This is a genomic window from Cupriavidus sp. YR651, from assembly GCF_900101625.1.
GTDB lineage: Bacteria > Pseudomonadota > Gammaproteobacteria > Burkholderiales > Burkholderiaceae > Cupriavidus.
This window is the reverse complement of the sequence record NZ_FMYZ01000002.1, coordinates 604,829-630,154: the sequence shown is the minus strand read 5'-3', so window position 1 is coordinate 630,154 and position 25,326 is coordinate 604,829. Positions and strand designations below refer to the sequence as shown.

Here is a 25,326-nt window from a genome sequence, read left to right as displayed (position 1 = left end):
CGTGAGTCACTGGATGCCGGGTTAGAGCACGGCGTTGGAAGGCGAATTCCTGTGACGACGGTAACGGTATGTTACCCGTCACATTTCGCCCGTCGCCGGCTATTCGTCGCCGGCCCCAACGCAAACTATTCGTCGTCGGCTACTCGTCGTCGCGTGCCGAGGCCCCGGCGGGCACCAGAATATCGCGGTTGCCATTGCCCGACATGGCGGAGACCAGCCCAGCCTTCTCCATGTCTTCCAGCAGCCGTGCGGCACGGTTGTAGCCGATGCGCAGATGGCGCTGCACCAGCGAGATCGACGCCCGGCGGTTCTTGATCACCACTTCCACCGCCTGATCGTAGAGCGGATCGGCCTCGCCACCGCCGCCGCCGGCAATCCCGGCGCCGCCGCCCAGGCTGTCGCCCGCACCGTCGCCGTCAACCAGTCCGCCTTCAAGGATGCCCTCGATGTAGTTGGCCGCGCCCGATTCCTTGAGCTTGTCGACCACGCGGTGGACCTCGTCGTCGGACACAAAGGCGCCGTGCACGCGTATCGGCAGGCCGGTGCCCGGCGCCAGGTAGAGCATGTCGCCCATGCCCAGCAGCGCTTCCGCGCCCTGCTGGTCGAGGATGGTGCGCGAGTCGATCTTGCTGCTGACCTGGAACGCGATCCGCGTCGGCACGTTGGCCTTGATCAGGCCGGTGATCACATCCACCGACGGACGTTGCGTGGCCAGCACCAGGTGCAGGCCGGCCGCGCGCGCCTTCTGCGCGATGCGGGCGATCAGTTCCTCGACCTTCTTGCCCACCACCATCATCAGGTCGGCCAGTTCGTCGATGACGATCACGATCGTCGGCAACTTGTCGAGCGGCTCCGGCGCGTCCGGCGTCAGGCTGAACGGATTCGGGATCTTCTCTTCCCGGGCCGCCGCCTCGTCGATCTTCTTGTTGTAGCCGGCCAGGTTGCGCACGCCAAGCTTGCTCATGAGCTTGTAGCGGCGCTCCATCTCGCCCACGGCCCAGTTCAGCGCATTGCCAGCCTGGCGCATATCCGTCACCACCGGGCACAGCAGGTGCGGGATGCCCTCGTAGACGCTCATTTCCAGCATCTTCGGGTCGATCAGGATCAGCCGCACCTGATCGGCGCGGGCCTTGTAGAGCAGCGACAGGATCATCGCGTTGATGCCCACCGACTTGCCGGAACCGGTCGTGCCCGCAACCATGCAGTGGGGCATCCTGGCCAGATCGGCCACCATCGGCTTGCCGGCGATGTCCTTGCCCAGCGCCATCGTCAGGCTGGAGGCGCTTTCGTTGTAGACCTGGGAACCGAGAATTTCAGACAGACGAACGGTCTGACGCTTGGGATTGGGGAGTTCCAGCCCCATGTAGTTCTTGCCCGGGATGGTCTCGACCACGCGGATCGACACGAGCGACAGGCTCCGCGCCAGGTCGCGCGCCAGATTGACGACCTGGCTGCCCTTCACGCCGGTGGCCGGCTCGATTTCGTAGCGCGTGATGACCGGACCGGGATAGGCAGCCACGACCTTGACCTCGACGCCGAAGTCCTTGAGCTTCTTCTCGATCAGGCGGGATGTGAATTCCAGCGTCTCGGCGCTCACCGTTTCCTGGTGGGTGGGAGTCGGATCGAGCAGCGACAGCGGCGGCAGGGCGGAGTCCTGGATATCGGCGAACAGCGGCTGCTGTTTCTCGCGCTCCACGCGCTCGTGCTTGGGCACGGCCTGCGGACGCACGATCTGCACCGGCACCGCTTCCTCCTGGCGCACGCGCTGGACTTCCACGGTCTCGGTGCGTTCCACCTTGGCCGCGGCGCCGATGATGCGGTCCTGCTTCTTCTCGCGGCGGGCCTTGAAGCCGAGGAACAGCGTCTCGACGAAACCGCCGACGTGTTCGGCCACGGAGAGCCAGGAGAAATGGAACAGCAGCGACAGCCCGATGGCGAACATCAGCAGCAGGAGCAGCGTGGCGCCGGAGAACCCCAGCGCCAGTTGCAGCCAGCCGCCGAGCAGATCGCCCAGCACGCCGCCGGGCGCGCGCGGCAGCGCCGACCGCAGCGGATACATGCGAATGGCTTCGAGACCCATGCTGGACACCAGCGTCAGCGCGAAGCCGATCCAGCTGATGGTCACGCTGTGATGGGGCTCCGCCACGCGTTCGGGCAGCTCCGCGGTCAGCGTGCGCCACCCGCGCCAGCAGCGGCGCATCAGCAGCACGCTCCACCAGTAGGCGGAGAAGCCGAAGATGAAGAACAGCACGTCCGCCACCCAGGCGCCGACGCGGCCGCCCAGGTTGTGGATATCCGCCACCTGGCTGGCGTGGGACCAGCCTGGGTCAGCCTTGCTGTAGCTGGCCAGCACGCACAGGAAGCCGAGGGTGACGGCGAGCAACAGGAACCATCGCACCTCGCCAAGCAGCTTGCCGATGCGCGATGGGAGTGCCGACGGGTCGGTCCGGGTAGTGGTGGTTGCGCGGGCCATTCGGTGGGTCTATAGATCGCTCGATGTGGACGATGGCGGCCATTTTAACCTTGGCCGGCCCTATCGCCTCCATTGGAATTTGCAACAGTAGGCAAACGCCAGCCCACTTATAATGGCGGTTTCGAGTTACACCGGCGCGACGCCTACGGCGCGCAACGCCGGCCACAGGAAAGCATCATGTCCGCAAAACACGCAAAAGTACTGATTCTCGGGTCCGGTCCCGCCGGCTACACCGCCGCCGTCTACGCAGCCCGCGCCAACCTGAACCCCGTACTGATCACCGGCCTGGCCCAGGGCGGCCAGCTGATGACCACCACCGACGTGGAAAACTGGCCTGCCGATGCTAACGGCGTGCAGGGCCCGGACTTGATGCAGCGCTTCCTGGCGCACGCCGAGCGCTTCAACACTGAAATCATTTTCGATCACATCCACACGGCCAAGCTGACCGAAAGGCCGATCCGCCTGATCGGCGACTCCGGCGAGTACACCTGCGATTCCCTGATCATCGCCACCGGCGCCTCGGCGCAGTACCTGGGCCTGCCCTCGGAAGAAACCTTCATGGGCCGCGGCGTGTCCGCCTGCGCCACCTGCGACGGCTTCTTCTACAAGAACCAGGAAGTCGCCGTCATCGGCGGCGGCAACACGGCCGTCGAGGAAGCACTGTACCTGTCGCACATCGCCAGCAAGGTGACGCTGATCCACCGCCGCGACAAGTTCCGCGCGGAGCCGATCCTGGTGGACCGCCTGCTCCAGCGCGTCAAGGAAGGCCGCATCGAACTTCGCTACGACAGCACGCTGGACGAAGTGCTGGGCGACGAATCGGGCGTGACCGGCCTGCGCATCCGCGGCACCAAGGATACGAACCAGACCGAAGAGCTGAAGCTGGCCGGCGTGTTCGTGGCGATCGGCCACAAGCCGAACACCGACCTGTTCGAAGGCCAGCTCGAGATGAAGAACGGCTACATCGTGACCAAGAGCGGCCTGGGCGGCGACGCCACCGCCACGAGCATCCCGGGCGTGTTTGCCGCCGGCGACGTGCAGGACCACGTCTACCGCCAGGCCATCACCAGCGCCGGCACGGGCTGCATGGCCGCGCTGGACGCCCAGCGCTTCGTGGAAGCCCTGCAGTAAGGTCCGACCTGCCGGGGCCCTGCGCCCCGGCGTCCCCCGATATAATCGTCGCCGAGCCCCCGGAGAAATCCCATGCCGCACGGCGCAAAAACCCCATCCAAGCGATTCGGCCTGCACGATCTGGCCAACCTGCGTGACGACCTGAAGGCCGATGCCGAACGGCGCGAGGCCGAGCGCATCGCAGCCGAAGCCGCCGCACGGCGCGCCGAGGAAGAAGCCAACGTCTTCCGCGCCAGCATCGGCCAGGTCAGCACCCTGCGCGACCGCAATCGCGTCTCGCCCCCTCAGAAACTTCCCGCCCCCGTCGCGGTGCAGACCCAGCGCAACGACAAGGCCGTGCTGGAGGCCTCCCTGTCCGACGAGTTCGATGTCGAGAACCTGCTCGATATCGACGAAACCATGTCTTTCCGCCGCCCCGGCATCGGGCTGGACGTGATCAAGAAGCTGCGGCGCGGCGAATGGGTACCGCAGGACAAGGTGGACCTGCATGGGCTGCGCAGCGACGAAGCACGCGAGGCACTGGCCGAATTCCTGCGGCGCTCCGTACGCAACGGCGTGCGCTGCGTGCGCGTGATCCACGGCAAGGGCATCGGCTCGCCCGACAAGCTGCCCGTGCTCAAGGGCAAGGTGCGCAGCTGGCTGGTGCAGAAGGAAGAGGTCATCGCCTTCGTCCAGGCCCGCGAGTCCCTGGGCGGCGCGGGCGCCCTCATGATATTGCTGCGCCAGCCGCGCGCCTGATGCACCTGCACCTGCCGATCGATCTCCTGATGGGGCGGCTGCCCCTGATCCTTCACGTGATGGAGGTCATCGGCGTCCTGGCGTTTGCCATCTCCGGCGTGGTCGATGCCCGCAAGCAGCGGCTCGATGCCGTCGGCACCTTCATCGTCGCCTTCGCCACCGCATTCGGCGGCGGCACCGTGCGTGACGTGCTGCTGGACCGCCGGCCCTTCTACTGGGTCGAGCACGAATACTACGTGTTGCTGATCTTCGCGATGTCGATTGGCGCGGCCATCGTCTTCCGCGTGGTCAGCACCGTGGCATCGGACCGCGCCATGCTGGTGGCCGACGCGATCGGGCTCGGACTGTTCTCTGTGACAGGCACGTCACTGGCGCTGGTGGCGCAGATGACGCCGACGGTGGCGGTCATGATGGGCATCATCTCGGCCGTGTTCGGCGGCGTGGTGCGCGACGTGCTGTGCAACGAGGTGCCGATGATCTTGCGCGACCGTTCACCCTATGCCACATGCTCGTTCGTCGGCTGCTGGGTCTATGTCGGGCTGACCTGGCTGCGTGCGGACCAGGAACTGGCGCTGCTGGCCGGCGCCCTGGTCACGATGGCCATGCGGCTGCTGTCGGTCCAGCTCGGCTGGAAGCTCCCCAGTTAGCGGCACTTGCCGGAAAGCAGAAAAGCCGGCGCAAGGCCGGCTTTTCCCATTGTGTGGCGACGTCTCGGCGATCAGACGGCCGCTTCGTCCTGTTCGCCGGTACGGATGCGGATCACGCGCTCGATTTCCGTCACGAAGATCTTGCCGTCACCGATCTTGCCCGTGTGGGCCGCCTTGACGATCGAATCCAGCACCGTATCCAGCTGATTCTCGGCAACCACCACCTCGATCTTGATCTTCGGCAGGAAGTCCACCACGTACTCGGCGCCGCGATACAGCTCGGTGTGCCCCTTCTGACGGCCAAACCCCTTGACCTCGGTCACCGTCAGCCCCGTCACGCCCACATCGGCCAGCGCCTCGCGCACCTCGTCGAGCTTGAACGGTTTGATGATGGCGGTAATCTGCTTCATGGCTGGCCCCTGTATTTGTTTGTCGGAAGATGACAGATTCTAGCCCGAAACCCCACTCCGGGACTGCGGACCCGCCCACACAAGGCCGGAAACCGCCCGGATACCGGTCGAAAATTGCTCGAATCCGGCCGGAAACCAGCCGGATTCGATCGCATTGCCGGCGCCCTTCAGTCGGGAATCCGCGCCAGATCGCGCATCCACACCGCCGATTCGCCGTCGCTCGGCGCGCGCCAGTCGCCACGCGGGGACAGCGACCCGCCCGAGCCCACTTTCGGGGCATTGGGGATGCAGGACCGCTTGAACTGGCTCGTACGGAAGAAGCGGTCGACGAAGATACCGAGGATGCGCTTGATTTCCGGAAGCTGGTACGCGTTGCGCGCCACATGCGGGCCGTTCGGCCAGACGCCACGTTCCACGTCACCCCAGGCGGATAGCGCCAGAAACGCGACCTTGGACGGCGAAAACCCGAAGCGCAGCGTGTAGTACAGGTTGAAATCCTGCAACTCGTACGGGCCGATGATGTTCTCGGTCTTCTGCTCGGGCGCCTCGTCCTGCCCCTTCCCAGTCGCGCCGCCAGGCACCAGTTCCGGGCTGATGTCCGTGGCCAGCACGGCCAGCAGCACATCCTGCCCGCCCGCCGCCACCTGCCCGGTTTCCGCCACCCATCGTACGAGGTGGCTGATCAGCGTCTTCGGCACGCTGGCGTTCACGTTGTAGTGCGACATGTGATCGCCAACGCCATAGGTGCACCATCCCAGCGCCAGTTCGCTGAGATCACCGGTCCCGATGACGATCGCATGGTTGTGGTTGGCCAGCCGGAACAGGTGATTGGTGCGCTCGCCGGCCTGCACGTTTTCGAAGGTCACGTCGTAGACCGGCTCGCCATGCGCGTACGGATGGCCCAGGTCCTTGAGCATCGCCATGCAGCTCGGGCGGATGTCGATCTCGCGCGCCGTGCAGCCAATCAGCGTCATCAGCTGGCGGGCCTGCTGCAGCGTACGGTCGCTCGTCGCAAAGCCCGGCATCGTGTAGGCCAGGATGTTCGAGCGCGGCAGTCCCAGGCGGTCCATGGTCTTGGCGCAGACCAACAGCGCGTGGGTGGAATCGAGCCCGCCGGACACGCCGATCACCACCTTGGAAATCTTGCTGGACGACAGTCGCTGCACCAGCGCCTGGACCTGGATGTTGTAGACCTCCATGCAGCGCTCGTCGCGGCGGCGCGGGTCCGACGGCACGTACGGGAAGCGTTCGACCTTGCGCTGCAGCGGCAGGTCCTTCGTCATCGGCACCTCGACGCGGAAAGTCACCACGTCGAACTGCTCCACCTCCTCGCGATGGCGGCGCACCGACTGGCCAAACGTGGTCTGGTGCATGCGTTCGCGCGACAAGCGCTCCAGGTCCACGTCGGCAAACAGCAAATGAGACGTATCGGAAAAGCGCTCCGATTCGCCCAGCAGTTCACCGTTCTCATAGATCAGCGCCTGCCCGTCCCAGGCCAGGTCGGTCGACGATTCGCCCTTGCCGGCCGAGGTGTACAGGTAGGCCGCCAGGCAACGCGCCGACTGCTGCGACACCAGCTGGTGCCGGTAGCCGGACTTGCCGATCACGATATTCGACGCCGACAGGTTCACCAGCACCGTCGCCCCGGCCAGCGCCGCGAACGACGATGGCGGAATCGGCACCCAGACGTCCTCGCAGATTTCCACATGGAAACGGAAGAACGGGATGTTCTCGATCTCGAACAGCAGCCCCGCCCCGAACGGCACGTTCACGCCGAGCAGCGGGATGCGGCCCGTGGGCGCGCAATCGGCGGCGCTGAACTGGCGCGCCTCGTAGAACTCCCAGTAGTTCGGCAGATAGCTCTTGGGCACCACGCCCCGGACTGCCCCGTTGGCCACCACCACGGCGCAGTTGAACAACTGGTGTTCCACCAGCAGCGGCATGCCGACAATCAGCGCAGCCGGAATCGAGGCCGATGCATCCACGATCTGCTGCAGCGCCGTTTCGCATTCGCGCAGCAGCGCGCGTTGATGGAACAGGTCGTCACAGGTGTAGGCCGACAGGCCCAGTTCCGGGAACGCGACCAGCGCCGCGCCGCCGTCGGCAGCCTGCCGCGCCAGCGCGAGCGTCTGCGCGGCGTTGTAGGCGGGATCGGCCACCCGGCACTCGGGCACGCCAACGGCCACGCGCGCAAAGCCGTGGGAATAGAGATTGAAGAATGGGTGTGTCATGTCGGGCCTGGATGGCGGCTTTTTGCCATTCTACGACGCGCCCGCGCCGCACGTCGTGTCATGCACCTGTGCCGCCTGCACTGCAGCAAGTCTTCCGGTAGACTCGACCGGCGCTGAAGTGTCGGAAAACATGGAATTCATGAGTGGATCGGGCGGAATGCAGTCGGAATCTTGCAAGCCGGTGGAAGACCGGGAGGCCGGGAAGTCCCCGCTGGAGAGCGATCCGGTGGCCAACTACCGGACGGATATTGTGTCGGACCTGGCCGACATCGACGCCGCCGACTGGGACGCCCTGGTCGCCGCGCAGCCCGAAGCCACGCCGTTCCTGCGTCACGCCTTCCTGCATGCGATGCACGCCAGCGGCAGCGCCACCGACGACACCGGCTGGTCGGCCCGTTTCCTGACCCTCTGGGTGCCCGATGGCCACGCCCCCGGCCGGGACCGGCTGGCCGCCGCGATGCCGCTCTACGCAAAATCCCACTCCTACGGGGAATACGTGTTCGACTGGGCCTGGGCCGATGCCTATCGCCAGCACGACATCCCCTACTACCCCAAGTGGTTATCCGCCATTCCATTCACGCCGGTGCGCGGCGCCCGGCTACTGGCCGAAAGCGATATCGCGCGCCGCGTGCTGTTGCGCTTTGCCCTGGCACTGGCCGAAGAAAGCCAGCTCTCGTCGCTGCATGTGCTCTTCCCGTCGGACCATGAGGCGGACCTGATGCAGGAAGCCGGCATGATGATGCGGCATGGCGTGCAGTTCCATTGGACCAATCCGGGCTATGACAGCTTCGAAGCCTTCCTGGCCACGCTGTCGCAAAAGAAGCGCAAGAATATCCGTGCCGAACGCCGCCGCGTGGCCGAGGCCGGCATCACGTTCCGGCAACTGCGCGGCGCGGAGATCGACGATGAAGCGTGGAAGCTGTTCAACCGCTGCTACCGCCAGACCTACCGCGAGCATCACTCCACGCCGTACCTGAACCTCGATTTCTTCCGCAGGATTGGGGAAGCGATGCCGGAGCACCTGCTGCTGGTCATCGCCGAACGCGACGGCAAGGCCATTGCCAGTTCGCTGGTTTTCTACGACGCGGACCCGAAGGTCAGCACGCTCTACGGCCGCTACTGGGGCGCGCTGGAGCACCACCCCTGCCTGCACTTCGAGACGGCCTATTACCAGCCGCTGGAATTCTGCATCGCCGAAGGCTTGCGCACGTTCGAAGGCGGCGCGCAGGGCGAACACAAGATGGCACGCGGCTTCCTGCCCGTGGCCACGCGTTCGGCGCATTGGCTCGCCCATCCGTCGTTTGCCGACGCGGTCGAGCGCTTCCTGGTGCGCGAGCGCCAGGGCATCGACGCCTACATGGACGAGCTCAACGAGCGCAATCCGTTCGCACGCGGCTGATCAGCGGCCGCGCCCCATCCGCCGCAGGGTGTTGTCGCCAAGCATGTAGTGGTGGAACAGCGCGGCCATGGCATGCAGGCCGATGACGAGGTAGAACGCCGTCCCCAGCCATTCGTGCACGCCCTTCAACGTCGTGCCCAGCGCCTTGTCCGGCGAGACCAGCGTGGGCAGCACGATCCCCAGCGAGCGCAGCTCGACCGCATGCCCCGTCGCATTGACCGTCAGCCACCCCAGCACCGGCTGGGCGAAGAGAAATGCATACAGCACGATGTGGGCGCCATGCGCCAGCACGTGCGACCATCGCGGGCCCGGCTCCGGCGGCGGTGCGCCGGCCACGAGACGCCACAGCAGCCTTGGCGCGGCCAGCCCCAGCACGAGGATGCCGGCAACCTCATGGGTGGCCATCGCCATCGACCGGGCGTCGCTGCCCCGGGGAAACATCCCCTTCAGGTTGATGGCGACGTAGGCCACTCCCACCAGCACGAACATCGCCCAGTGCAGATAAACCAGCGGTGGCGCATAGCGGCGGATGCCGTCCGGCTCTCCGGCGGCAGGCACGAATCGCATGAAGACTCCTTGTGCGGCGCAACAGGCGCTTGGGTGATTGCCGGGGGATGCGCGGAGGCTCCGGCACTCGCTTCGCGTCTGCGTGCAAAGCCGCGCGCTATCGCGGGCGATGCCCAGTCCGGGGCCGCAAGATCGCCCGGAAGTCATAAAAAAACCCCGCACGCTGGCGGGGTTCATTCTGGCAGAAGCCGCCGGGTGCCGCTTACTTCTTGTAGTTCGCCACGCCGTCGATGATTTCCTTGTGGGCTTCTTCGATGCCGGCCCAGCCGTCCACCTTCACCCACTTGCCGGCTTCGAGTGCCTTGTAGTGCTCAAAGAAGTGCTTGATCTGGTCCAGCAGGTTCTGCGGCACATCCGACAGGCCCTTCATGAAGGCGGTGGCCGGCGACAGCTTGTCCACAGGCACGGCCACCAGCTTGGCGTCCACGCCGGATTCGTCGGTCATCTTCAGCATGCCGAGCGCACGGCAGCGCACGACAGCGCCAGCCAGGATCGGGAACGGAGTCAGCACCAGCACATCCACGGGGTCGCCGTCGCCCGACAGGGTCTGGGGGATAAAGCCGTAGTTGGCCGGATAGCGCATGCCAGTGCCGATGAAACGGTCGACGAACAGCAGGCCGGTTTCCTTGTCGGCCTCGTACTTCACCGGATCGCTCTGGGCCGAGATCTCGATGATGACGTTGAAATCGTTGGGAATGTCCTTGCCCGGGGAGACGAGGTTGAAGCTCATGCGAGTTCTCCGAATGCCAGTGTTGTGGGATGGGCGGCATTATAGCGGGTCAGGCCTGACCGCACGCTGACAAAGCAGGTGCCTTGCGCGGCCCGCGCACTGCGCGATAATGCGGCATTCCCGATTAAGCATTTGCTCAAAACCTGAGCCCCGGAGGCACCCATGCACGCCCAGCATTTCGTCGCCAACCGCCTGATCGCCCCCGACTCCGGCCTGCGCATCAAGGTATTCGACCCCTCCAGCGGCCAACCGTTTGCGGAGATCGCCCGCGGCAACAGCACCGACATCAGCGTGGCCGTCCACGCCGCCCGCCAGGCCGCCGAAGGCGCCTGGGGTGCGATGGCCCCGGCCGATCGCGTGCGCCTGCTGAACCGGGTGGCGCTGGTCCTGATCGCCCATGAGGACGAACTGACCGAGCTGGAAGCCCGCGATACCGGCAAGCCGCTGCGCCAGGCCCGCGCCGACGCCCGTGCCGTCGCGCGCTACTTCGAGTTCTACGCCGGCGCCGTGGACAAGCTCCACGGCCAGACCATTCCCTACCAGCCCGGCTACACGGTGCTGACCATCCGCGAGCCGCACGGCGTGACCGGCCACATCATCCCGTGGAACTATCCTCTGCAGATCTTCGGCCGCAGCGTGGGCGCGGCGCTGGCCACCGGCAACGCCTGCGTGGTCAAGCCGGCCGAGGACGCCTGCCTGTCACTGCTGCGCGTGGCCGAGCTGGCCGCCGAAGCCGGCCTGCCCGAAGGCGCGCTCAATATCGTCACGGGCTACGGCCATGAGGCCGGCGCCGCGCTAGCCCGGCATCCGGGGATCAACCATATCTCGTTCACGGGATCGCCCGAGACCGGCAAGCTCGTGGCCCAGCTTGCGGCCGAGAATCACGTCCCGGTGACGCTCGAGCTTGGCGGCAAGTCGCCGCAGCTGGTGTTTGCCGATGCCGATCTGGACGCGCTGCTGCCCGTGGTGGTCAATGGCATCGTCCAGAATGCCGGCCAGACCTGTTCAGCCGGCAGCCGCCTGCTGGTGGAGCGTCCCGTCTACGAGGCGCTGCTGGATCGGCTGTCCGGCGTGTTCGAATCGCTGCGCGTGGGACCGTCGGAACTGGACCTCGAATGCGGCCCGCTGATCAGCCGCAGGCAACAGCAGCGCGTGTGGGATTTCGTCTCCGATGCCCAGCACGCCGGCATCGCCGTGATGGCGCAGGGCCAGATCGTCGGCGAGGCGCCGGAGTCCGGCTACTACCAGGTGCCGATGCTGTTCCGCGACGTTCCGCCAACGCACCGCCTGGCCCAGGAGGAAGTCTTCGGCCCGCTGCTGGCCGCCATGCCGTTCGATACCGAGGACGAGGCCGTGCGCCTGGCCAACGGCACGGCGTACGGACTGGTGGCCGGCCTGTGGACGCGCGACGGCGCACGCCAGATGCGCCTGGCCCGCAAGCTGCGCGCCGGCCAGGTCTTCATCAACAACTACGGTGCCGGCGGCGGCGTGGAGCTGCCATTCGGCGGCACCGGCCAGTCCGGCTACGGCCGTGAAAAGGGCTTCGAGGCCCTGTACGGATTCACCACTCTGAAAACCATTGCCATTCAACATGGGTAACATCAATTTTCTGTCGATCGCATTTGCCATCTTCTTTTTCTGGATGGCGTGGCATGTCCGGAACAAGCGCGCCACCAACCCATCCGGCATGCCCCGCCTGCAAGTCTTCAAGCGCAAATGGGGCGAGACGGTGGGCGACCGCGTCCACTGGTGCCTCTATGTCGCGCTGCCCTTCCTGCTGGCGGTGATGATGGTCGCCAACGCCCTGCGCGGCCGGGGACCGTTCTCTCACTAGGAGGTTGTTCAAAAAAGATCTGGCGTCGTTGCCGGGTTAGCCACATTCGCTTGCCGTACTACTTGTACTGTCTGCGGCCGCGCGCCTAGCCAGAACCGCTTCGCTTCATTTTTATACAACCTCCAGGAAGCACGAACAAAAGAATCGGGCTGCGCCGCCGAACACCTTTTCCGACTAAAACCTCTCGAATTTTTCACCGATGCACGGCCCGCCAGCGGCACCAAGATCGCGGCGGGCATCAACAGGAGACATGCAATGGCAAGGCTGGCTGGCAAGGTAGCGGTAGTCACGGGCGGCGGTTCCGGCTTCGGCGAGGGCATTGCCCACACCTTCGCGCGGGAAGGCGCCAGTGTGATGGTGGCGGACCTGAACCTGGACGCCGCGGAAATCGTGGCCAGGGCCATCCGCGACGCGGGCGGCCAGGCCCGCGCGGTACGTGCGGACGTGGCGCAAGGCGCTGACGTGGCGGCGATGCGCGACGCCACGCTTGCCGCTTTCGGCGACGTGCATATCGTCGTCAACAACGCCGGCACGACCCACCGCAACAAGCCGATCATGGAAGTGACCGAGGAAGAGTTCGACCGCGTCTACGCGGTCAACGTCAAGAGCATCTACTGGTCGGCGCATCACTTCATTCCGCACTTCCGCCGCCGTGGCGGTGGCAACTTCGTCAACATCGCATCCACGGCCGGCATCCGGCCGCGCCCGGGCCTGGTCTGGTACAACGGCAGCAAGGGCGCGGTGATCGTCGCCAGCAAGGCCATGGCCGCCGAACTGGGCCCGGACAATATCCGCGTGAACTGCGTGAATCCCGTGATCGGCGCCACCGGCCTGCTCGAGCAATTCATGGGCGTGCCCGATACCCCCGAGAACCGCGCCAAATTTCTCGCCACGATCCCGATGGGCCGCATGTCGACCCCGCAGGACGTGGCCAACGCCTGCCTGTACCTGGCCTCCGACGAGGCCGCCTTCATCACTGGCACCTGCATCGAAGTGGACGGCGGACGCTGCGTCTAGCGCCCTCGTCCTGACCCATTTTTCAACCCGCGGTACGTCGTAAATAAAACCATACCCAATGAGGAGACAACCATGACCACGACCGCAGTCAATCCCGGCGTGCGCGACGCCGGCTTCGAGGACGCCACCTATCGCAAGGTGAGCTGGCGGCTGGTGCCGTTCCTGCTGCTTTGCTACGTGGTGGCCTATCTGGACCGCGTCAACGTGGGCTTTGCCAAGCTGCAGATGCTCAACGACCTGAAGTTCAGCGAGACCATCTACGGCCTGGGCGCGGGGATCTTCTTCATCGGCTACTTCCTGTTCGAGGTGCCGAGCAACGTGATCCTGCACAAGGTAGGCGCGCGCATCTGGATCGCGCGGATCATGATCACGTGGGGGCTGATCTCGGCGGCGATGATGTTCGTCACCACGCCGACGATGTTCTACGTGCTGCGCTTCCTGCTGGGCGTGGCGGAAGCCGGCTTCTTCCCCGGCATCATCCTGTACCTGACCTACTGGTACCCGGCCAACCGGCGCGGCCGCACCACCACGTTCTTCATGACGGCCATTGCGTTGTCCGGCGTGATCGGCGGCCCGCTGTCAGGCTGGGTCATGCAGTCGTTCGACGGTCACAACGGCTGGGCCGGCTGGCAATGGATGTTCCTGCTGGAAGGCATTCCGTCGATCCTCGTCGGCCTGTGGGTGCTCGCCTACCTGGACGACCGCATCTCGCACGCCAAGTGGCTGACGGCCGACGAAAAGGCGCTGCTGGAGCGCAATATCGCCGACGAAGACCAGCACAAGGAAGACCCGCCCGTGAGCAAGGTGCTGGCCAGCCCGCGCGTGTGGCTGATGAGTGCGATCTACTTCTGCTTCGTGATGGGCCTGTACGGCGTGAGCTTCTGGCTGCCGACGATCATCAAGCAGACCGGTGTAAAGGGCGCGCTCGACATCGGCCTGCTGACGGCGATTCCCTACGGCTGCGCGGTGATCGGCATGATCCTGGTGGCCTACAGCGCGGACCGCAGTGGCGAGCGGCGCTGGCACATCGCGCTGCCGGCGCTGGCGGGTGCGGTGGGGCTGGTGCTGTCGGTGCAGTGGCACGGCGACACCACGCTGGCCATGGTGGCGCTGACGCTGGCGACAATCGGCATCCTCACCACGCTGCCGCTGTTCTGGAGTCTGCCGACGGCCTTCCTGGCCGGCACGGGCGCGGCGGCCGGTATCGCGCTGATCAACTCGCTGGGTAACCTGGCCGGATTCATCAGCCCGTATGCGGTGGGCTGGCTGAAGGACCTGACGCACAGCACGGACACCGGCATGTACCTGCTGGCGGTCTGCCTGGTGGTGGGCGCGGCGCTGACGTTGTCGGTGCCGGCACGGATGGTCGGCAAGCGGGACTGAGCTGCACCTGCCCCGCTGGTCAACGCGCCAGCAGGCGGAAAGCAAAAAAGCGCGGACATTGCTGTCCGCGCTTTTTTTATCTGCCGGGTGCGCTGTCGGGTCCGACGCAGTGCTTCGTCAGATACCCGATGCGCGATGCGTGATGCCCGAAGCCTGATGCGTGTTGCCTCAGGCCTCGCCCAGCATCTGTGCCACCGACCCTGCCGTGCCCTCCGCCTTCTTGCCGATCAGCTGTTGCAGCGTGCGCAGCAGCTCGTCTTCGTTGAACGGCTTGCCGAGGTACACGTTCACGCCGATCTCGGCCGCGTAGCGGCGGTGCTTCTCCGCCGTCCGCGACGTGATCATCACCACCGGCATGTGGCTGGTACGGCTGTCGGCACGGACGTTCCGCGTGAGATCGAAGCCGTCCATGTTCGGCATCTCGATATCCACCAGCATCGCGTCCGGCATGACTTCCTGCAACTGCCGCAGGGCGTCCACACCGTCGCGGGCCAGCACCACCTGGTATCCCGCGCGCGACAGCAGCCGCTGGCTGGCCTTGCGCACGGTCAGCGAATCGTCCACCACCATCACGGTAGGCTGCGTCACCAGGCCCGCCACCGGTACCGGCTGGCCGGCACCGAATTCGGCCACGGCACCCATCGTTGCGGGTGCGGGCAGCAGCGTCGTCGGCACCACCTCGCCGCGTTCGCGCACAAAGCGCTGGGCCAGTACCACCGGGTTGTAGATCAGCACGATCTCGCCATCACCGAGGGTGGTGGCGCCGGCAATCCCTTCCAGACGTGCCAGATGCGGGCCGATGTGCTTCACCACCACTTCGCGGTTGCCGATCACGTCGTCGACGTGGACGGCCACGCGCTCGGCGCCGGAGCGCACCACCACCACTGGCGAGTACTTGCGGCCGGACGCCATCGCGGCGCTCTCCTCCAGCAGCGTGCCGAAGTAGAAGAACGGCGCATCGGCACCGGCAGCGCCGAAGCGGCCGGCGTTATAGGCCTCGAGCAGCGGCTTCTCGCGCAACTGGTGGACCTGGTCGATCATGCCGCTTGGCATCGCATACAGGCGCCCGCCCAGCGAGACCAGCAGCACCTGCGTAATGGCCGTGGTCAGCGGCAGGTGCACCGTGAAGCTGGTGCCACGGCCGGCATCCGTCGACAGCGTGATCCGGCCGCCGAGCGCCACGGTTTCCGCGCGCACCACGTCCATGCCCACGCCACGGCCCGCCAGCTCCGACACCGAATCCGCCGTCGAGAAGCCCGGCGCGAAGATCATCTCCGTCAGGCGCGCATCGCTGGCTTCGTCATCGTGCGTGAGCAACTGGCGCGCGATGGCGCGCTCGCGAATCCGCGCGAGGTTCAGGCCACCGCCATCGTCGAAGAAGGTCAGCACGACTTCGTTGCCTTCCTGCTGCACTTCCAGCGTCAGCGCGCCGGTCGTCGACTTGCCCGCGGCGCGGCGAATCTCCGCCGGCTCGATGCCGTGAACCACGGCGTTGCGGATCAGGTGTTCGATCGGACCGGCCATGCGGTCCAGCACCGAGCGGTCGATTTCCACCGTGCCGCCCTTGATCAGCAGGCGCACTTCCTTGCCGGTTTCGGTGGCCGACTGGCGTGCCACGCGATAGAGACGTTCGGCCAGCGCGTCGAACTGCACCATGCGCGCCTGCATCAGGCCGCGCTGCAGGCCACGCGTCAGCCGGGCCTGCGCCGCCAGGTCGCCCGAGGCGCGGTCGAAGCCGCGCTGCAGGTTCTGCTCCACCGTTGCCACGTCGTTCACCGACTCGGCCATCATCCGCGTCAGTTCCTGGAAGCGCGTGAAGCGGTCGAACTCGAGCGGGTCGAACTCCTGGTTGTGCTGCGAATCGGCGATACGCGAGGCCATCTGCGTTTCCGCCTGGATTTCGATCTCGCGCAGCTGCGTGCGCAAACGTCCCACGTTGTCGTTCAGTTCGCCCAGGTAGGAACGCAGCGCTTCCAGCTCGCTGTCCAGACGTGCGCGCGTGGCGCCCACTTCGCCGGCATCGGTGATCAGCGTGTCGAGCGTACGGGCCTGCACGCGCACCAGTGCGCGCTGACGCTCGGGGTCGGCCGGGATCGCTGTCGGCGTCGCCGGCACGAGCGGCGCGGCGGCCGTTACCAGCGCGGTACCCGTCGACGCCTGCGACGGTTGGTCTTCGACCGATGCGGCGGGCTCGACCGGTGCTTCCACCAGCCCGTTCACCACATCGGCATCGTCCACAGGCAGCAGGCGGCCGTTCTGGAGCGCATCCACATGCGCCAGGATGCGGTCGTACCACGCATACAGTCGGCCAAACAGATCCGGCGTCACGCGCTGGCCCCGCACGCTGGCTTCCAGCAGCGTTTCCATTTCGTGAGCCGCCTGGCCCAGCGCCATCGCGCCGGCCATCCGCGCACTGCCCTTCAGCGTATGCAGCGCGCGCAGGACGAGCCCGCCATGCTGCGTATCTTCCGGCGCGGATTCCCACGTGCGCAGCAGCTTGCCCAGCTCCGGCAGGCTGCCGTGCGCTTCTTCCAGGAAGATGTCGACGAGATCCTGGTCCAGCGACGAGGCATCGAGTTCGGCGTCGTCCGGTTGCAGCGTCTCCGGCGATTGCGACGACACGTGCGCCACGGCCACCGAGTCGTGCCGGGATTGCGTGGGCAGCGAAATGATCACGGCGTCATGCGCAGCCGAGCCCGGCGTGACGGCCGTCACAGGTGTGAGCGTGGGCGCCGACATCGGCGGCAGCGACGTGATCGGCGTCAGCTTGACCGGCATATCCGTGACGGGCGGCAGCCCGGCGGCCGGCGCGGCGGGTTCGGTCACCAGTGGCAACACCGGCGCCTGCGGCATCTGGCCGAACAGCCGTGCCACGGAGCCTTCCTGCTCGGCAGGGGCCTGCTGGCCGGACACCGCCGCGCGCGGGCGCACCAGCGCGCGCTCGCCAAAGTCGTTCAGCTCGCGGCACAGCGCCGGATCGGCATCGGGCCAGACCCCGGCGGCGAACTGGTGCAGCATCGCGCGCAGGCGATCCACGGCCTGCTCCAGCAGGCGGAAATCGCCCGGATGCATGACCACCGGATGGCGGCCCAGCAACAGCAGCAGTTGTTCCAGCGACTCGGCGATCTCGCGCACCGGCTCCAGTCCGACCGTCGATGCGCTGCCCTGCAGCGTGTGGGCCACGCGCAGCGCGAGTTCGCTCGGGCACGGATGATTCTCGTGCTTCCACTCGGACAGGTCCGTGGCGAACTGGCGCAGCAGGTCGTCGGCCTCTTGCAGGTAGACGTTGTACAGCGCCAGGCCGATGCGGACCGGGCCGATGACCTTGTAGTTGTCATCGTCGCTGCCCAGCCCGCCGGACAGGCGGAACGGCAGGACGTTGGTGTCCTCGGCCTCGGCCACCTGCTCCGGTGCGCGGGCCGCGATGGCAGCATCGTTGGCATCGGCGGCCGCCAGCAGCGCATCGAGCGGATCGACTTCGGCCACGGGCTCGACCGGTGCCGTGGCGGCCTGGCCGGGGTCGCGCACAGCCTGGGCCTCGTCGACCAGCGGCGCGATGTCGCGCACCGTGAACGGGTCGGCCTGCAAGGCGATCGCCCACTCCTTGAGCAGGTCGTGCGCGTGATGCAGTAACGCCAGCAGTTCGGGGACCGGCTCGCGCGACTCGGCAATCCACAGGTTCATCACCTGCTCGATCGCCCAGGCGGCTTCGCCATAGCGGTTCAGGCCGACCATGCGGCTGGAACCCTTGAGCGTGTGGAAGGCGCGCCGGGTGCGGCTCAGCATGTCGGCATCGCGCAGCACGTCCAGTCCGCCGGGCAGGTCGCTGGCGATATTGCCCAGCACTTCCTCCGCCTCGGACAGGAAGATTTCCAGCAGCTCCGCGTCGATGGCGGCCGCATCGGCCGGCAGCGGCGCCGCGGCGGGTACAACGGCCATCTGCGCGGCCATCTGCGCAGCGGCGGACGGCAGCGGCTCCGCCAGCGCCACGACCATGCGCTCGGCGGCGGAATCGCTGCCCGCCAGCCACGCATGCAACTGCGTGGTGGCTTCGCTGGCCTGACGGCGCAGGCTGGCATCGTCGTCGATGGCGGCCTGGTCGCTCACGGCCTGCAGCGCGGTGCGCAGGCGCTGGATCTCGGGCGAATCGGCGCCCGCGGCCACGCGGATGGCATCCATCGCCGCACCGCGCGCCGCGGCCAGCGCGCTCGCCGGCACGACGTCGGTCTGGCGCGGCGCCAGCAGGTCATCGTCGCCGACCTCGGCCTTGCTGCGGCCGAATTCGAGCGTATCGGCAAATGCATGCACGGCGCCGAGTTCCGCGGCGATCTCGGACAGCAGCGCGACGCGGCTGGGCTGCGTCTCCGTATCGCGCAAGACGTCCAGGTGTTGCAGCACGGAACGCGCGGCGGCCAGTGCGGCGTTGGCGGCCTCCTCGATGCCATCCGGCATCGCGGCACTGCCCTGCAGGCGTTCCAGCGTCGCCAGCAGCGCGCCGAATGCCTGGGCGGCATCGCCCAGCGAATTCACTGCATCGGGGCGCGCGGCATTACGGTCGAAGGTATCGAGCCACGACTCGCCGCTGTCCAGCTGCGCGCGAAGTTGTGACACGGCCTCGGCACGCTGCGCCTGGGCGCCCGCAGCCTCGACCATCGCGGCCAGCCAGTCCGGCGCCGTGGCGGCCGGATCGGCCAGGCAGGCGGACAGCGTGTCGCAGCGTTGTGCGAATTCCGTGGCCGACGCATGGCCGGAATTGCCGTGGACGCGCCACGGCATGGCCAGCGCGCGCGACAGGAACAGCGCCACGCCGACCGGGCCCAACGCTTCGCCCGGCGCGTTGCGCTGGCCCGCGTAGGCGGCGGCAGCCGTCAGGCAGTGTTGCAGCGACGGCTGGGCCAGCGGCTGCGCGGCTTCGGCCAGCGAGGCGAGCGCGAGCTCCCAACCCGATGCGTCGTCACCGGCGGCGCGTTCGATGGCGGCGGCCGCCGTCTGCAGGTTGCGCGTGTCGATCGGATCCAGCCAGCCGTAGTAGCGCAGGCGATAGTCGGCGCGCGCCACGGCGTGGGCCGGGTCGACGCGGAAGGCCAGCAGCACGCGGGCGATATCGGCGCGCAGCACCTGCACGGCCGCCTGCGTCGCGGGCGGCGTGGTGTCTTCCGGGCCGTCGGGCGTCAGGGCCGTGCTGACCAGCAGGAAAACGGCGTCGTTGAGCAGCGCCTGCGGCACGCGCACCTGGCCTTGCAGGTATTGACGCAACAGCAGGTGGGATCGCGCCGCGAAGCGCTTGGCCAGCAGGTCGGACGGCAGCAGCCCATGCGCCAGCCCGCGGAACACCATGGCCAGCACCTGCCAGATGCCGCGATCGGGGGTATCGGTCGTGCGGCGGGCGTCCTGCTCGTGGTTGCGCACTTCATCCAGCGCCGTCTGCAGCGGCAGGTAGGCCTCGCGCAGCAGCGCGCCGTCGGTGCACGGCGTGGGCAGGCGCAGCGCCTTCAGCAAGGCGGCCTCGAAGCGCTGGCGCGCGCGCGTGACCGAAGACGTCGAACGCGTGGGCAGCACGATGCCCGGCAGCATCTGCAGCTCTTCGAGCCACAGGTCGGCCGGATGCACGCGCTCGTCGCCCATCAGCGTCAGCGCGTCGGCGTAGGTGCGGAACAGGCGCAGCGGATCCTCGGGATCGCCGGCCATCAGGTCATCGACGTACTCGGCGAGCGCCTGCACGCCACGGCGGAAGACCCCGAACGTTTCCGGAGTCGGGGCCACGGTGCCGGCGTCGATCGCTTCCAGCAGGCGGCGCAGCGCCTGGCAGTACGCATCCACCCCGCGCAGGCCGACGATATGCACGGCGCCCGCTGCCTGGTGCAGCTGCTGGCCGGCCAGGCGCAGCGACGTGGTGTCGCGCGCGCCCAGCGCCTCCGGCGCCTGCTGGATCTCGTCCACATAGTGGCCAAGCTCCGTGGCGGCGTCGTCAAGCGCCGAACGCAGGCTGGGCGCCAGCCAGGCCAGCACGGACAGGTCGCGCTGCGGCACGGCCGACGCTTCCGCCGGCGGCACCGGCGCCGCTTCCGGCGCTTGGGACGATTGCGGCGCGGCCAGCTCGGCCACGTCGCTCGATACAGGGGAATTCAAAGACATGACCAGTTCCGTTGCACCCGCAGGCGGGTGTCAGGCGATCTTGAACCGCGACACCGAGTTACGCAGTTCTTCGGTCAGTGCCGTCAGCTGGCGCACCGAAGTCGCAGTCTGGCGCGTACCGGCGGTGGTCTGCGCAGTGACCTGCAGAATCCCGTCGATGTGGTGCGCCACGTTGGTGGCCAGGTTCGCCTCGTGCGAGGTGGTCTGCGAGATCTGCTCGATCAGCTCGGCCAGCTGGCGCGACACGCGGCCGATCTCCACCAGTGCGGCACCCGCGTTATCGGACAGCCGGGCCCCTTCCACCACGCCCTGCGTGCTCTGCTCCATGGCGTGCACGGCGTCCTGGGTATCGGTCTGAATCGTGCGGATCAGCGCGCCAATCTGCTTGGTTGCCTCGCCCGAGCGTTCCGCCAGGCGCTGCACTTCTTCCGCCACCACCGAGAAGCCTCGGCCGGCTTCACCCGCGGATGCGGCCTGGATGGCGGCGTTCAGTGCCAGCACGTTGGTCTGCTCGGTAATGTCCGAAATCAGCTCCACGATTTCGCCGATTTCCTGCGACGATTCACCCAGGCGCTTGATCCGCTTGGAGGTTTCCTGGATCTGCTCGCGAATGCCGTTCATGCCCGCGATGGCGTTCTGCACGGCTTGCTGGCCCTGCTCGGCGGCGGTCAGCGACGCGCGCGCCACGTTGGCGGATTCGGCCGCGCCGCGCGACACCTGCGTGATGCGGTCCGCCATCTCCACCACGGACTCGCCGGTCTGGCGGATCTGGCGCGACTGCTCTTCGGTCGTGGCGGCCAGCTGCACCGAGGTCTCCTGCACCTGCGAGGAAGCCTGCTGCACGTCACCGGCGGTCTGCTGCACGCGGCCCACCAGTTCCTTCAGTTCTTCCACCGTGTAGTTCACCGAGTCGGCAATGGCGCCGGTGATGTCCTCGGTCACGGTCGCCTGACGCGTCAGGTCACCGTCGGCGATGTCCTGCAGTTCGTTCATCAGCTGCAGAATGGCCTTCTGGGTGGCGTCGTTGTTGCGCTTTTCGTCCAGGCGGCGCGATTCGGCTTCGCGTTCGCGCGCTTCGGCTTCCAGTGCGCGGACACGCGAGTCGCGCAGGTACAGCGCCGCCAGCCCGGCCAGGAACAGCAGCGTGGCCGCGGCGGAGACGATCGTCGCGCCCAGGGTCCAGGGACGGAACCGCGCGCCCTCGGCGTAGGCGGTCTGCAGCGTCGACAACTCGCCGCGCAGTGCTTCGTTGTCGTTGAAGATCTGCTGCTGGGCACGCTTGGCGGCGATCAGGCCCGGCAGGTTCTGCAGGATGGTCTGCGTGGTCTTCTGCACCGCCTCGAAACGCTGCGAGAGCTGCTGCAGGTAGCTGCGCGTCTCGGCATCGCTCGCGGCCGCGAGGCGCAGCGCATCGGAACCGTTCGTCAGGCCGTCCAGCGTTTCGCGGAACGTGTTGGTGTCCTTGCCCAGCAGGAACGCAGTCTCGGGGTTGACGCCTTCGCCGGAGAGGAACTCGTTCAGGTTCTTGCCCAGGCGCTGCGTCAGCATCACCAGCTGCGCGGAGGCGGCCACCTCGCGGGCGTTGGAGTTGGCCTGCAGCTTCATGGCGGCCACCTGTTCGGCGGCCTCGAGCAGTTCGGGGTTGGAGGCGTTGAAGATCTGCAGCGTCTGGCCGATGGTGGTCAGGATGGGCTGCTGGGCCAACACGTCGGCCGCGCTCTTCTCCGAGCGCTTCCACGAGGTCATGGCGGCCTCGAGCAGCGGCTCCGCCGCGCCGGAGGTGGCGCGCACATGCTTCTCGTCGCTACCGGTCTGGAGCGCCAGCAAGTCGGCGGTCAGCTGTTCCTTGGACTGGCGCAGCTGCGTGAACGCCTGGGCGTTGCCGAGCAGTGCCACGGGAACCGCCTTGCCGAGACGCTGCGAGTGCATCAGCATGTCACCGGCGATCTGGATCTGCGCCGCGCCGTTGGTCGCCTGGCGGTTATCGAGGTAGACCGAAGCCAGCAGGGCCACCAGCGACACCACTACGCCCACCGTCAGTGCACGTTGCTGGGATGCGAAGGGCATGCGCGACAGCCAGCCGCCCAGTTGCTCCATCGGGGTACGGCCCAGGCCGCTCTTCTTTGCGTCCGCATTGGCGAACACCGACCCGCGCGGCGCAACCGCTTCGGCGGCGGCGCCGGCCGCTGCCGTCCGGCGTCCAAGGCCCATCTTCTTGATACCCATAGCAACCCTCTGTCCGTTGTTTTTCGTCTCGCCAGTGATTCTGGCGGTATCTGCCACTGCGCCAGCCGCCCGGAAGCGACTGGCATTCCCGTTTGTTCCGTCTGGTCCGTCTGGTCCGTCAGTTCCTGCCAATGCCTTGCCCGGTGGCACTCCCCGGCCTACCCGGGCAAACCTGCTTCGTCAGGCCGCCACGCGCCCGGCCTGCAGGAACACCGGGGAATCCAGCAGTTGCCGGATGTCCAGCACCTGCCAGCCACGTCCGTCGCGGTCGGAAAAATGCGCGCCGCTCCAGCCCTCCGGGGCATCGCCAGGCGCCGGCGTCAGATCGCCGGCATGGCGCAGCCCCACGACGCGCGTGGCGATGATCCCGCACGCACGCTCCACCTGGCGCGACAGCACCACGATCTTGCTGCCCGGCTGCACCGGCGTGGGGGCGTCGCCGCAGAACATGGAGAAGTCGATCACGCCCAGCAGGTTGCCCCGCGCATTGACCAGGCCGCGATACCACGGCTGGGTCAGCGGCACGCCGGCGGGCTGGCGCAGTTCCAGCACCTCGCCGGTCTCCGGCAGCGGCAGCAGCCATTGGCGCTGGCCGATCAGCACCGCCAGGTAGCTGTCGACGGCCGGCAGGTTGCGCGCTTCCCGCAGGCGCCGGGCCAGCATGGCCTGATAGTCCTGCAGGCGGGTCTGGCGGGCACGGATGTCTTGGCGCGGCGCGTTCATGATCGGATTACCGGTGGAGATGGGACCGCCACGGCGGCGGGCACGATGGCCGGCTCGCACCCGATGCGCGTCCGGCCCTGCAAATTCTTCGGGCGTCCCGCGGGACGCCCGGTCTTGTGCTTCGATACGACCCGGGCAATCAGTGCGCCAGCGCGGCAATCTTGGACAGCAGCTCCTCGCTGTCCACCGGCTTGACGATGTAGTCCGATGCGCCCTGGCGCATGCCCCAGATACGGTCCGTGTCCAGGCCCTTGCTGGTGCACATGATCACGGGAATGTCCTTGAAGCGGTCGTCGCGCTTGATCGCGCGGGTGGTCTGGTAGCCGTTCTGGCCCGGCATGACCACGTCCATCAGGATCAGGTCGAAGGGTTCCGCTTCCAGTCGGGCCATGGCCTGGTCACTGTTGCCGGCCACGGAGACCTTGAAGCCCTTCTTGCCGAGCAGGTCCGACATGAACAGGGCTTCGGTGGGGGAATCGTCGACGATAAGGATTTTGCTGATGGTCATTGCTTATTTCCTGGTTGCTTCAGTGGCGGGCTTCAGGCCGCCACGGCCGCGCCCTCGTCCTGTGCGCAGCCTCCGAGGCAGGCCTGTACGGCCTGCAGCAGGGCTTCGCGGGAAAAGGGCTTGGCAAGATGGTCATGCGCGCCGACGAGCTTGCCGCGCGACCGGTCGAACACGCCGTCGCGGGACGACAGCATGATGACGGGGATCGCGTGGAACCGCGGGCTTTTCTTGATCAGGGAACAGGTCTGGTACCCGTCCAGGCGGGGCATCAGGATGTCGCAGAAGATGACGTCCGGGTGCATGTCGCCAACCTTGGCGAGCGCCTCGAAGCCATCCTCCGCCAGCATGACCTGATAGCCTGCCTGTGAAAGGAAGATCTCCGCCGTGCGGCGGATGGTGCTGGAATCGTCGATGACGAGGATCTTGCGGCGCGATGCCGCAGCCTTGCCGGTATCGGCGGCACCGGATTCCGTGCCGGCGTTGACCCCATCGACAGACTTGTTGTCTTGTTCTGTTTGAGCGACCCGCATGTTGTTCCCGCGACCGGCTGTCTGCATGGCAGACGTCGGCATTCACTTGAGAACACCCGCACGGCACCACGCGTTGCGTGCCGGCGGCCCCCGATTTGCAAAGCGGCATCCGATGGATGTCGCCCCTCATTCCCAGTCAAAAAAAGCCGGCTAACCGGCCGGTGCTGGCGGCACGTTTAACCGTGCCTGCCTGTGCGCTGCTATGTTTTTGCCGCCCCTGACGTGCCAATGCAGCCGGGACGGGTGTTCAGTTTTGCTGCAAAGTGTGACAACTCGTGCTGGGGCCGTCAATCCGGACAGCCCGGCGCGGCCTGCCGATCTGTCGCTTTGGCGCGACGCGGCGGCACTTCCCGGACGGCTGGCGTCAGATCGCCACCATCTCGAAATCTTCCTTGCGGGCACCGCATTCCGGGCAAGTCCAGTTGATGGGCACGTCTTCCCATTTGGTACCCGGGGCGATGCCGTCTTCCGGGGCGCCGGTGGCCTCGTCATAGATCCAACCGCAGATCAGGCACATCCAAGTCTTGTATTCCATATGCAGGCTCTTGCCACTCTCCATTAAAATCCAGCGCAGATGGTACAGAAACAGCGCCGATGACGCCACCCATGGCCCGGCGCGATCTTGCCAGTATCGCCGCGTTCGC

General features: G+C 66.9%; 19 protein-coding genes. 8 read left to right on the top strand and 11 right to left on the bottom strand.

The window, feature by feature from the left end:
* Positions 1–139 precede the first annotated feature (139 nt).
* On the bottom strand, positions 140–2,473 hold the full coding sequence (locus BLR29_RS09050; RefSeq protein ID WP_092136375.1) for a DNA translocase FtsK: 2,334 nt from the start codon (positions 2,471–2,473) through the stop codon (positions 140–142).
* A gap of 177 nt (positions 2,474–2,650) precedes the next feature.
* Between BLR29_RS09050 and trxB the strand changes: the two genes are divergently transcribed.
* The 3 genes from trxB (at position 2,651) to BLR29_RS09035 (ending at position 4,989) form a co-directional block, all read left to right on the top strand.
* Positions 2,651–3,604 carry a thioredoxin-disulfide reductase gene (trxB, locus tag BLR29_RS09045; RefSeq protein ID WP_092136373.1) on the top strand — a complete coding sequence of 318 codons (954 nt, stop codon included), beginning with the start codon at positions 2,651–2,653 and terminating at the stop codon, positions 3,602–3,604.
* Positions 3,605–3,676: 72 nt separating this feature from the next.
* Positions 3,677–4,342: a Smr/MutS family protein gene (locus BLR29_RS09040; RefSeq protein WP_092136371.1), complete on the top strand. Its 666-nt coding sequence runs from the start codon at positions 3,677–3,679 to the stop codon at positions 4,340–4,342.
* Positions 4,342–4,989: a trimeric intracellular cation channel family protein gene (locus BLR29_RS09035; protein WP_092136369.1), complete on the top strand. Its 648-nt coding sequence runs from the start codon at positions 4,342–4,344 to the stop codon at positions 4,987–4,989. The genes BLR29_RS09040 and BLR29_RS09035 overlap by 1 nt, the downstream gene beginning before the upstream one ends.
* 71 nt (positions 4,990–5,060) lie before the next feature.
* Here BLR29_RS09035 and glnK read toward each other — a convergent pair whose 3' ends face one another.
* Together glnK and BLR29_RS09025 are read right to left on the bottom strand one after the other, a co-directional pair.
* On the bottom strand, positions 5,061–5,399 hold the full coding sequence (gene glnK, locus BLR29_RS09030; RefSeq protein WP_061957551.1) for a P-II family nitrogen regulator: 339 nt from the start codon (positions 5,397–5,399) through the stop codon (positions 5,061–5,063).
* A 167-nt stretch (positions 5,400–5,566) separates the two neighbouring features.
* Complete coding sequence (locus tag BLR29_RS09025; protein WP_092136367.1) at positions 5,567–7,630, bottom strand: NAD(+) synthase; 2,064 nt, start codon at positions 7,628–7,630, stop codon at positions 5,567–5,569.
* Between the two features lie 157 nt (positions 7,631–7,787).
* Between BLR29_RS09025 and BLR29_RS09020 the strand changes: the two genes are divergently transcribed.
* The gene (locus tag BLR29_RS09020; RefSeq protein ID WP_092136711.1) at positions 7,788–9,029 is read left to right on the top strand and encodes a GNAT family N-acetyltransferase; all 1,242 of its coding nucleotides are present in this window, start codon (positions 7,788–7,790) and stop codon (positions 9,027–9,029) included.
* Here BLR29_RS09020 and BLR29_RS09015 read toward each other — a convergent pair whose 3' ends face one another.
* Complete coding sequence (locus BLR29_RS09015) at positions 9,030–9,596, bottom strand: cytochrome b (RefSeq protein WP_092136365.1); 567 nt, start codon at positions 9,594–9,596, stop codon at positions 9,030–9,032. It lies immediately after the preceding gene.
* Between the two features lie 202 nt (positions 9,597–9,798).
* Positions 9,799–10,326, bottom strand: coding sequence for an inorganic diphosphatase (gene ppa / locus BLR29_RS09010; protein ID WP_092136363.1), 528 nt, complete (start codon positions 10,324–10,326; stop codon positions 9,799–9,801).
* A gap of 162 nt (positions 10,327–10,488) precedes the next feature.
* On the opposite strand from ppa, the gene BLR29_RS09005 reads away from it, so the two are divergent.
* The 4 genes from BLR29_RS09005 to BLR29_RS08990 all read left to right on the top strand — a co-directional run bounded on the left by BLR29_RS09005 (position 10,489) and on the right by BLR29_RS08990 (position 14,560).
* The gene (locus BLR29_RS09005) at positions 10,489–11,925 is read left to right on the top strand and encodes an aldehyde dehydrogenase family protein (protein ID WP_092136361.1); all 1,437 of its coding nucleotides are present in this window, start codon (positions 10,489–10,491) and stop codon (positions 11,923–11,925) included.
* Positions 11,918–12,160 carry a hypothetical protein gene (locus tag BLR29_RS09000; RefSeq protein WP_092136359.1) on the top strand — a complete coding sequence of 81 codons (243 nt, stop codon included), beginning with the start codon at positions 11,918–11,920 and terminating at the stop codon, positions 12,158–12,160. Before BLR29_RS09005 ends, BLR29_RS09000 begins: the two co-directional genes overlap by 8 nt.
* A gap of 255 nt (positions 12,161–12,415) precedes the next feature.
* Positions 12,416–13,177, top strand: a complete 762-nt coding sequence (locus BLR29_RS08995; protein ID WP_092136357.1) for an SDR family oxidoreductase — start codon at positions 12,416–12,418, stop codon at positions 13,175–13,177.
* Between the two features lie 72 nt (positions 13,178–13,249).
* Positions 13,250–14,560, top strand: coding sequence for an MFS transporter (locus BLR29_RS08990; protein ID WP_092136355.1), 1,311 nt, complete (start codon positions 13,250–13,252; stop codon positions 14,558–14,560).
* A 168-nt stretch (positions 14,561–14,728) separates the two neighbouring features.
* Here the strand turns inward: BLR29_RS08990 and BLR29_RS08985 are convergent, their stop codons facing one another.
* From BLR29_RS08985 to BLR29_RS08960, 6 genes are all read right to left on the bottom strand, one after another.
* Positions 14,729–20,695: a hybrid sensor histidine kinase/response regulator gene (locus BLR29_RS08985; RefSeq protein WP_092136353.1), complete on the bottom strand. Its 5,967-nt coding sequence runs from the start codon at positions 20,693–20,695 to the stop codon at positions 14,729–14,731.
* A 30-nt stretch (positions 20,696–20,725) separates the two neighbouring features.
* Complete coding sequence (locus tag BLR29_RS08980; RefSeq protein ID WP_092136350.1) at positions 20,726–22,921, bottom strand: methyl-accepting chemotaxis protein; 2,196 nt, start codon at positions 22,919–22,921, stop codon at positions 20,726–20,728.
* Between the two features lie 180 nt (positions 22,922–23,101).
* Positions 23,102–23,644 (bottom strand): chemotaxis protein CheW, encoded by a 543-nt coding sequence (locus BLR29_RS08975; RefSeq protein ID WP_092136348.1) that lies wholly within the window; start codon positions 23,642–23,644, stop codon positions 23,102–23,104.
* Positions 23,645–23,783: 139 nt separating this feature from the next.
* Complete coding sequence (locus BLR29_RS08970) at positions 23,784–24,152, bottom strand: response regulator (RefSeq protein WP_092136346.1); 369 nt, start codon at positions 24,150–24,152, stop codon at positions 23,784–23,786.
* A 32-nt stretch (positions 24,153–24,184) separates the two neighbouring features.
* A complete protein-coding gene (locus BLR29_RS08965; RefSeq protein ID WP_092136710.1) occupies positions 24,185–24,682 on the bottom strand; it encodes a response regulator in 498 nt (165 codons plus the stop codon).
* A gap of 364 nt (positions 24,683–25,046) precedes the next feature.
* Entirely contained in the window at positions 25,047–25,217 is a 171-nt protein-coding gene (locus BLR29_RS08960; protein ID WP_011298773.1) for a rubredoxin, read from the bottom strand.
* Between the last annotated feature and the right edge of the window lie 109 nt (positions 25,218–25,326).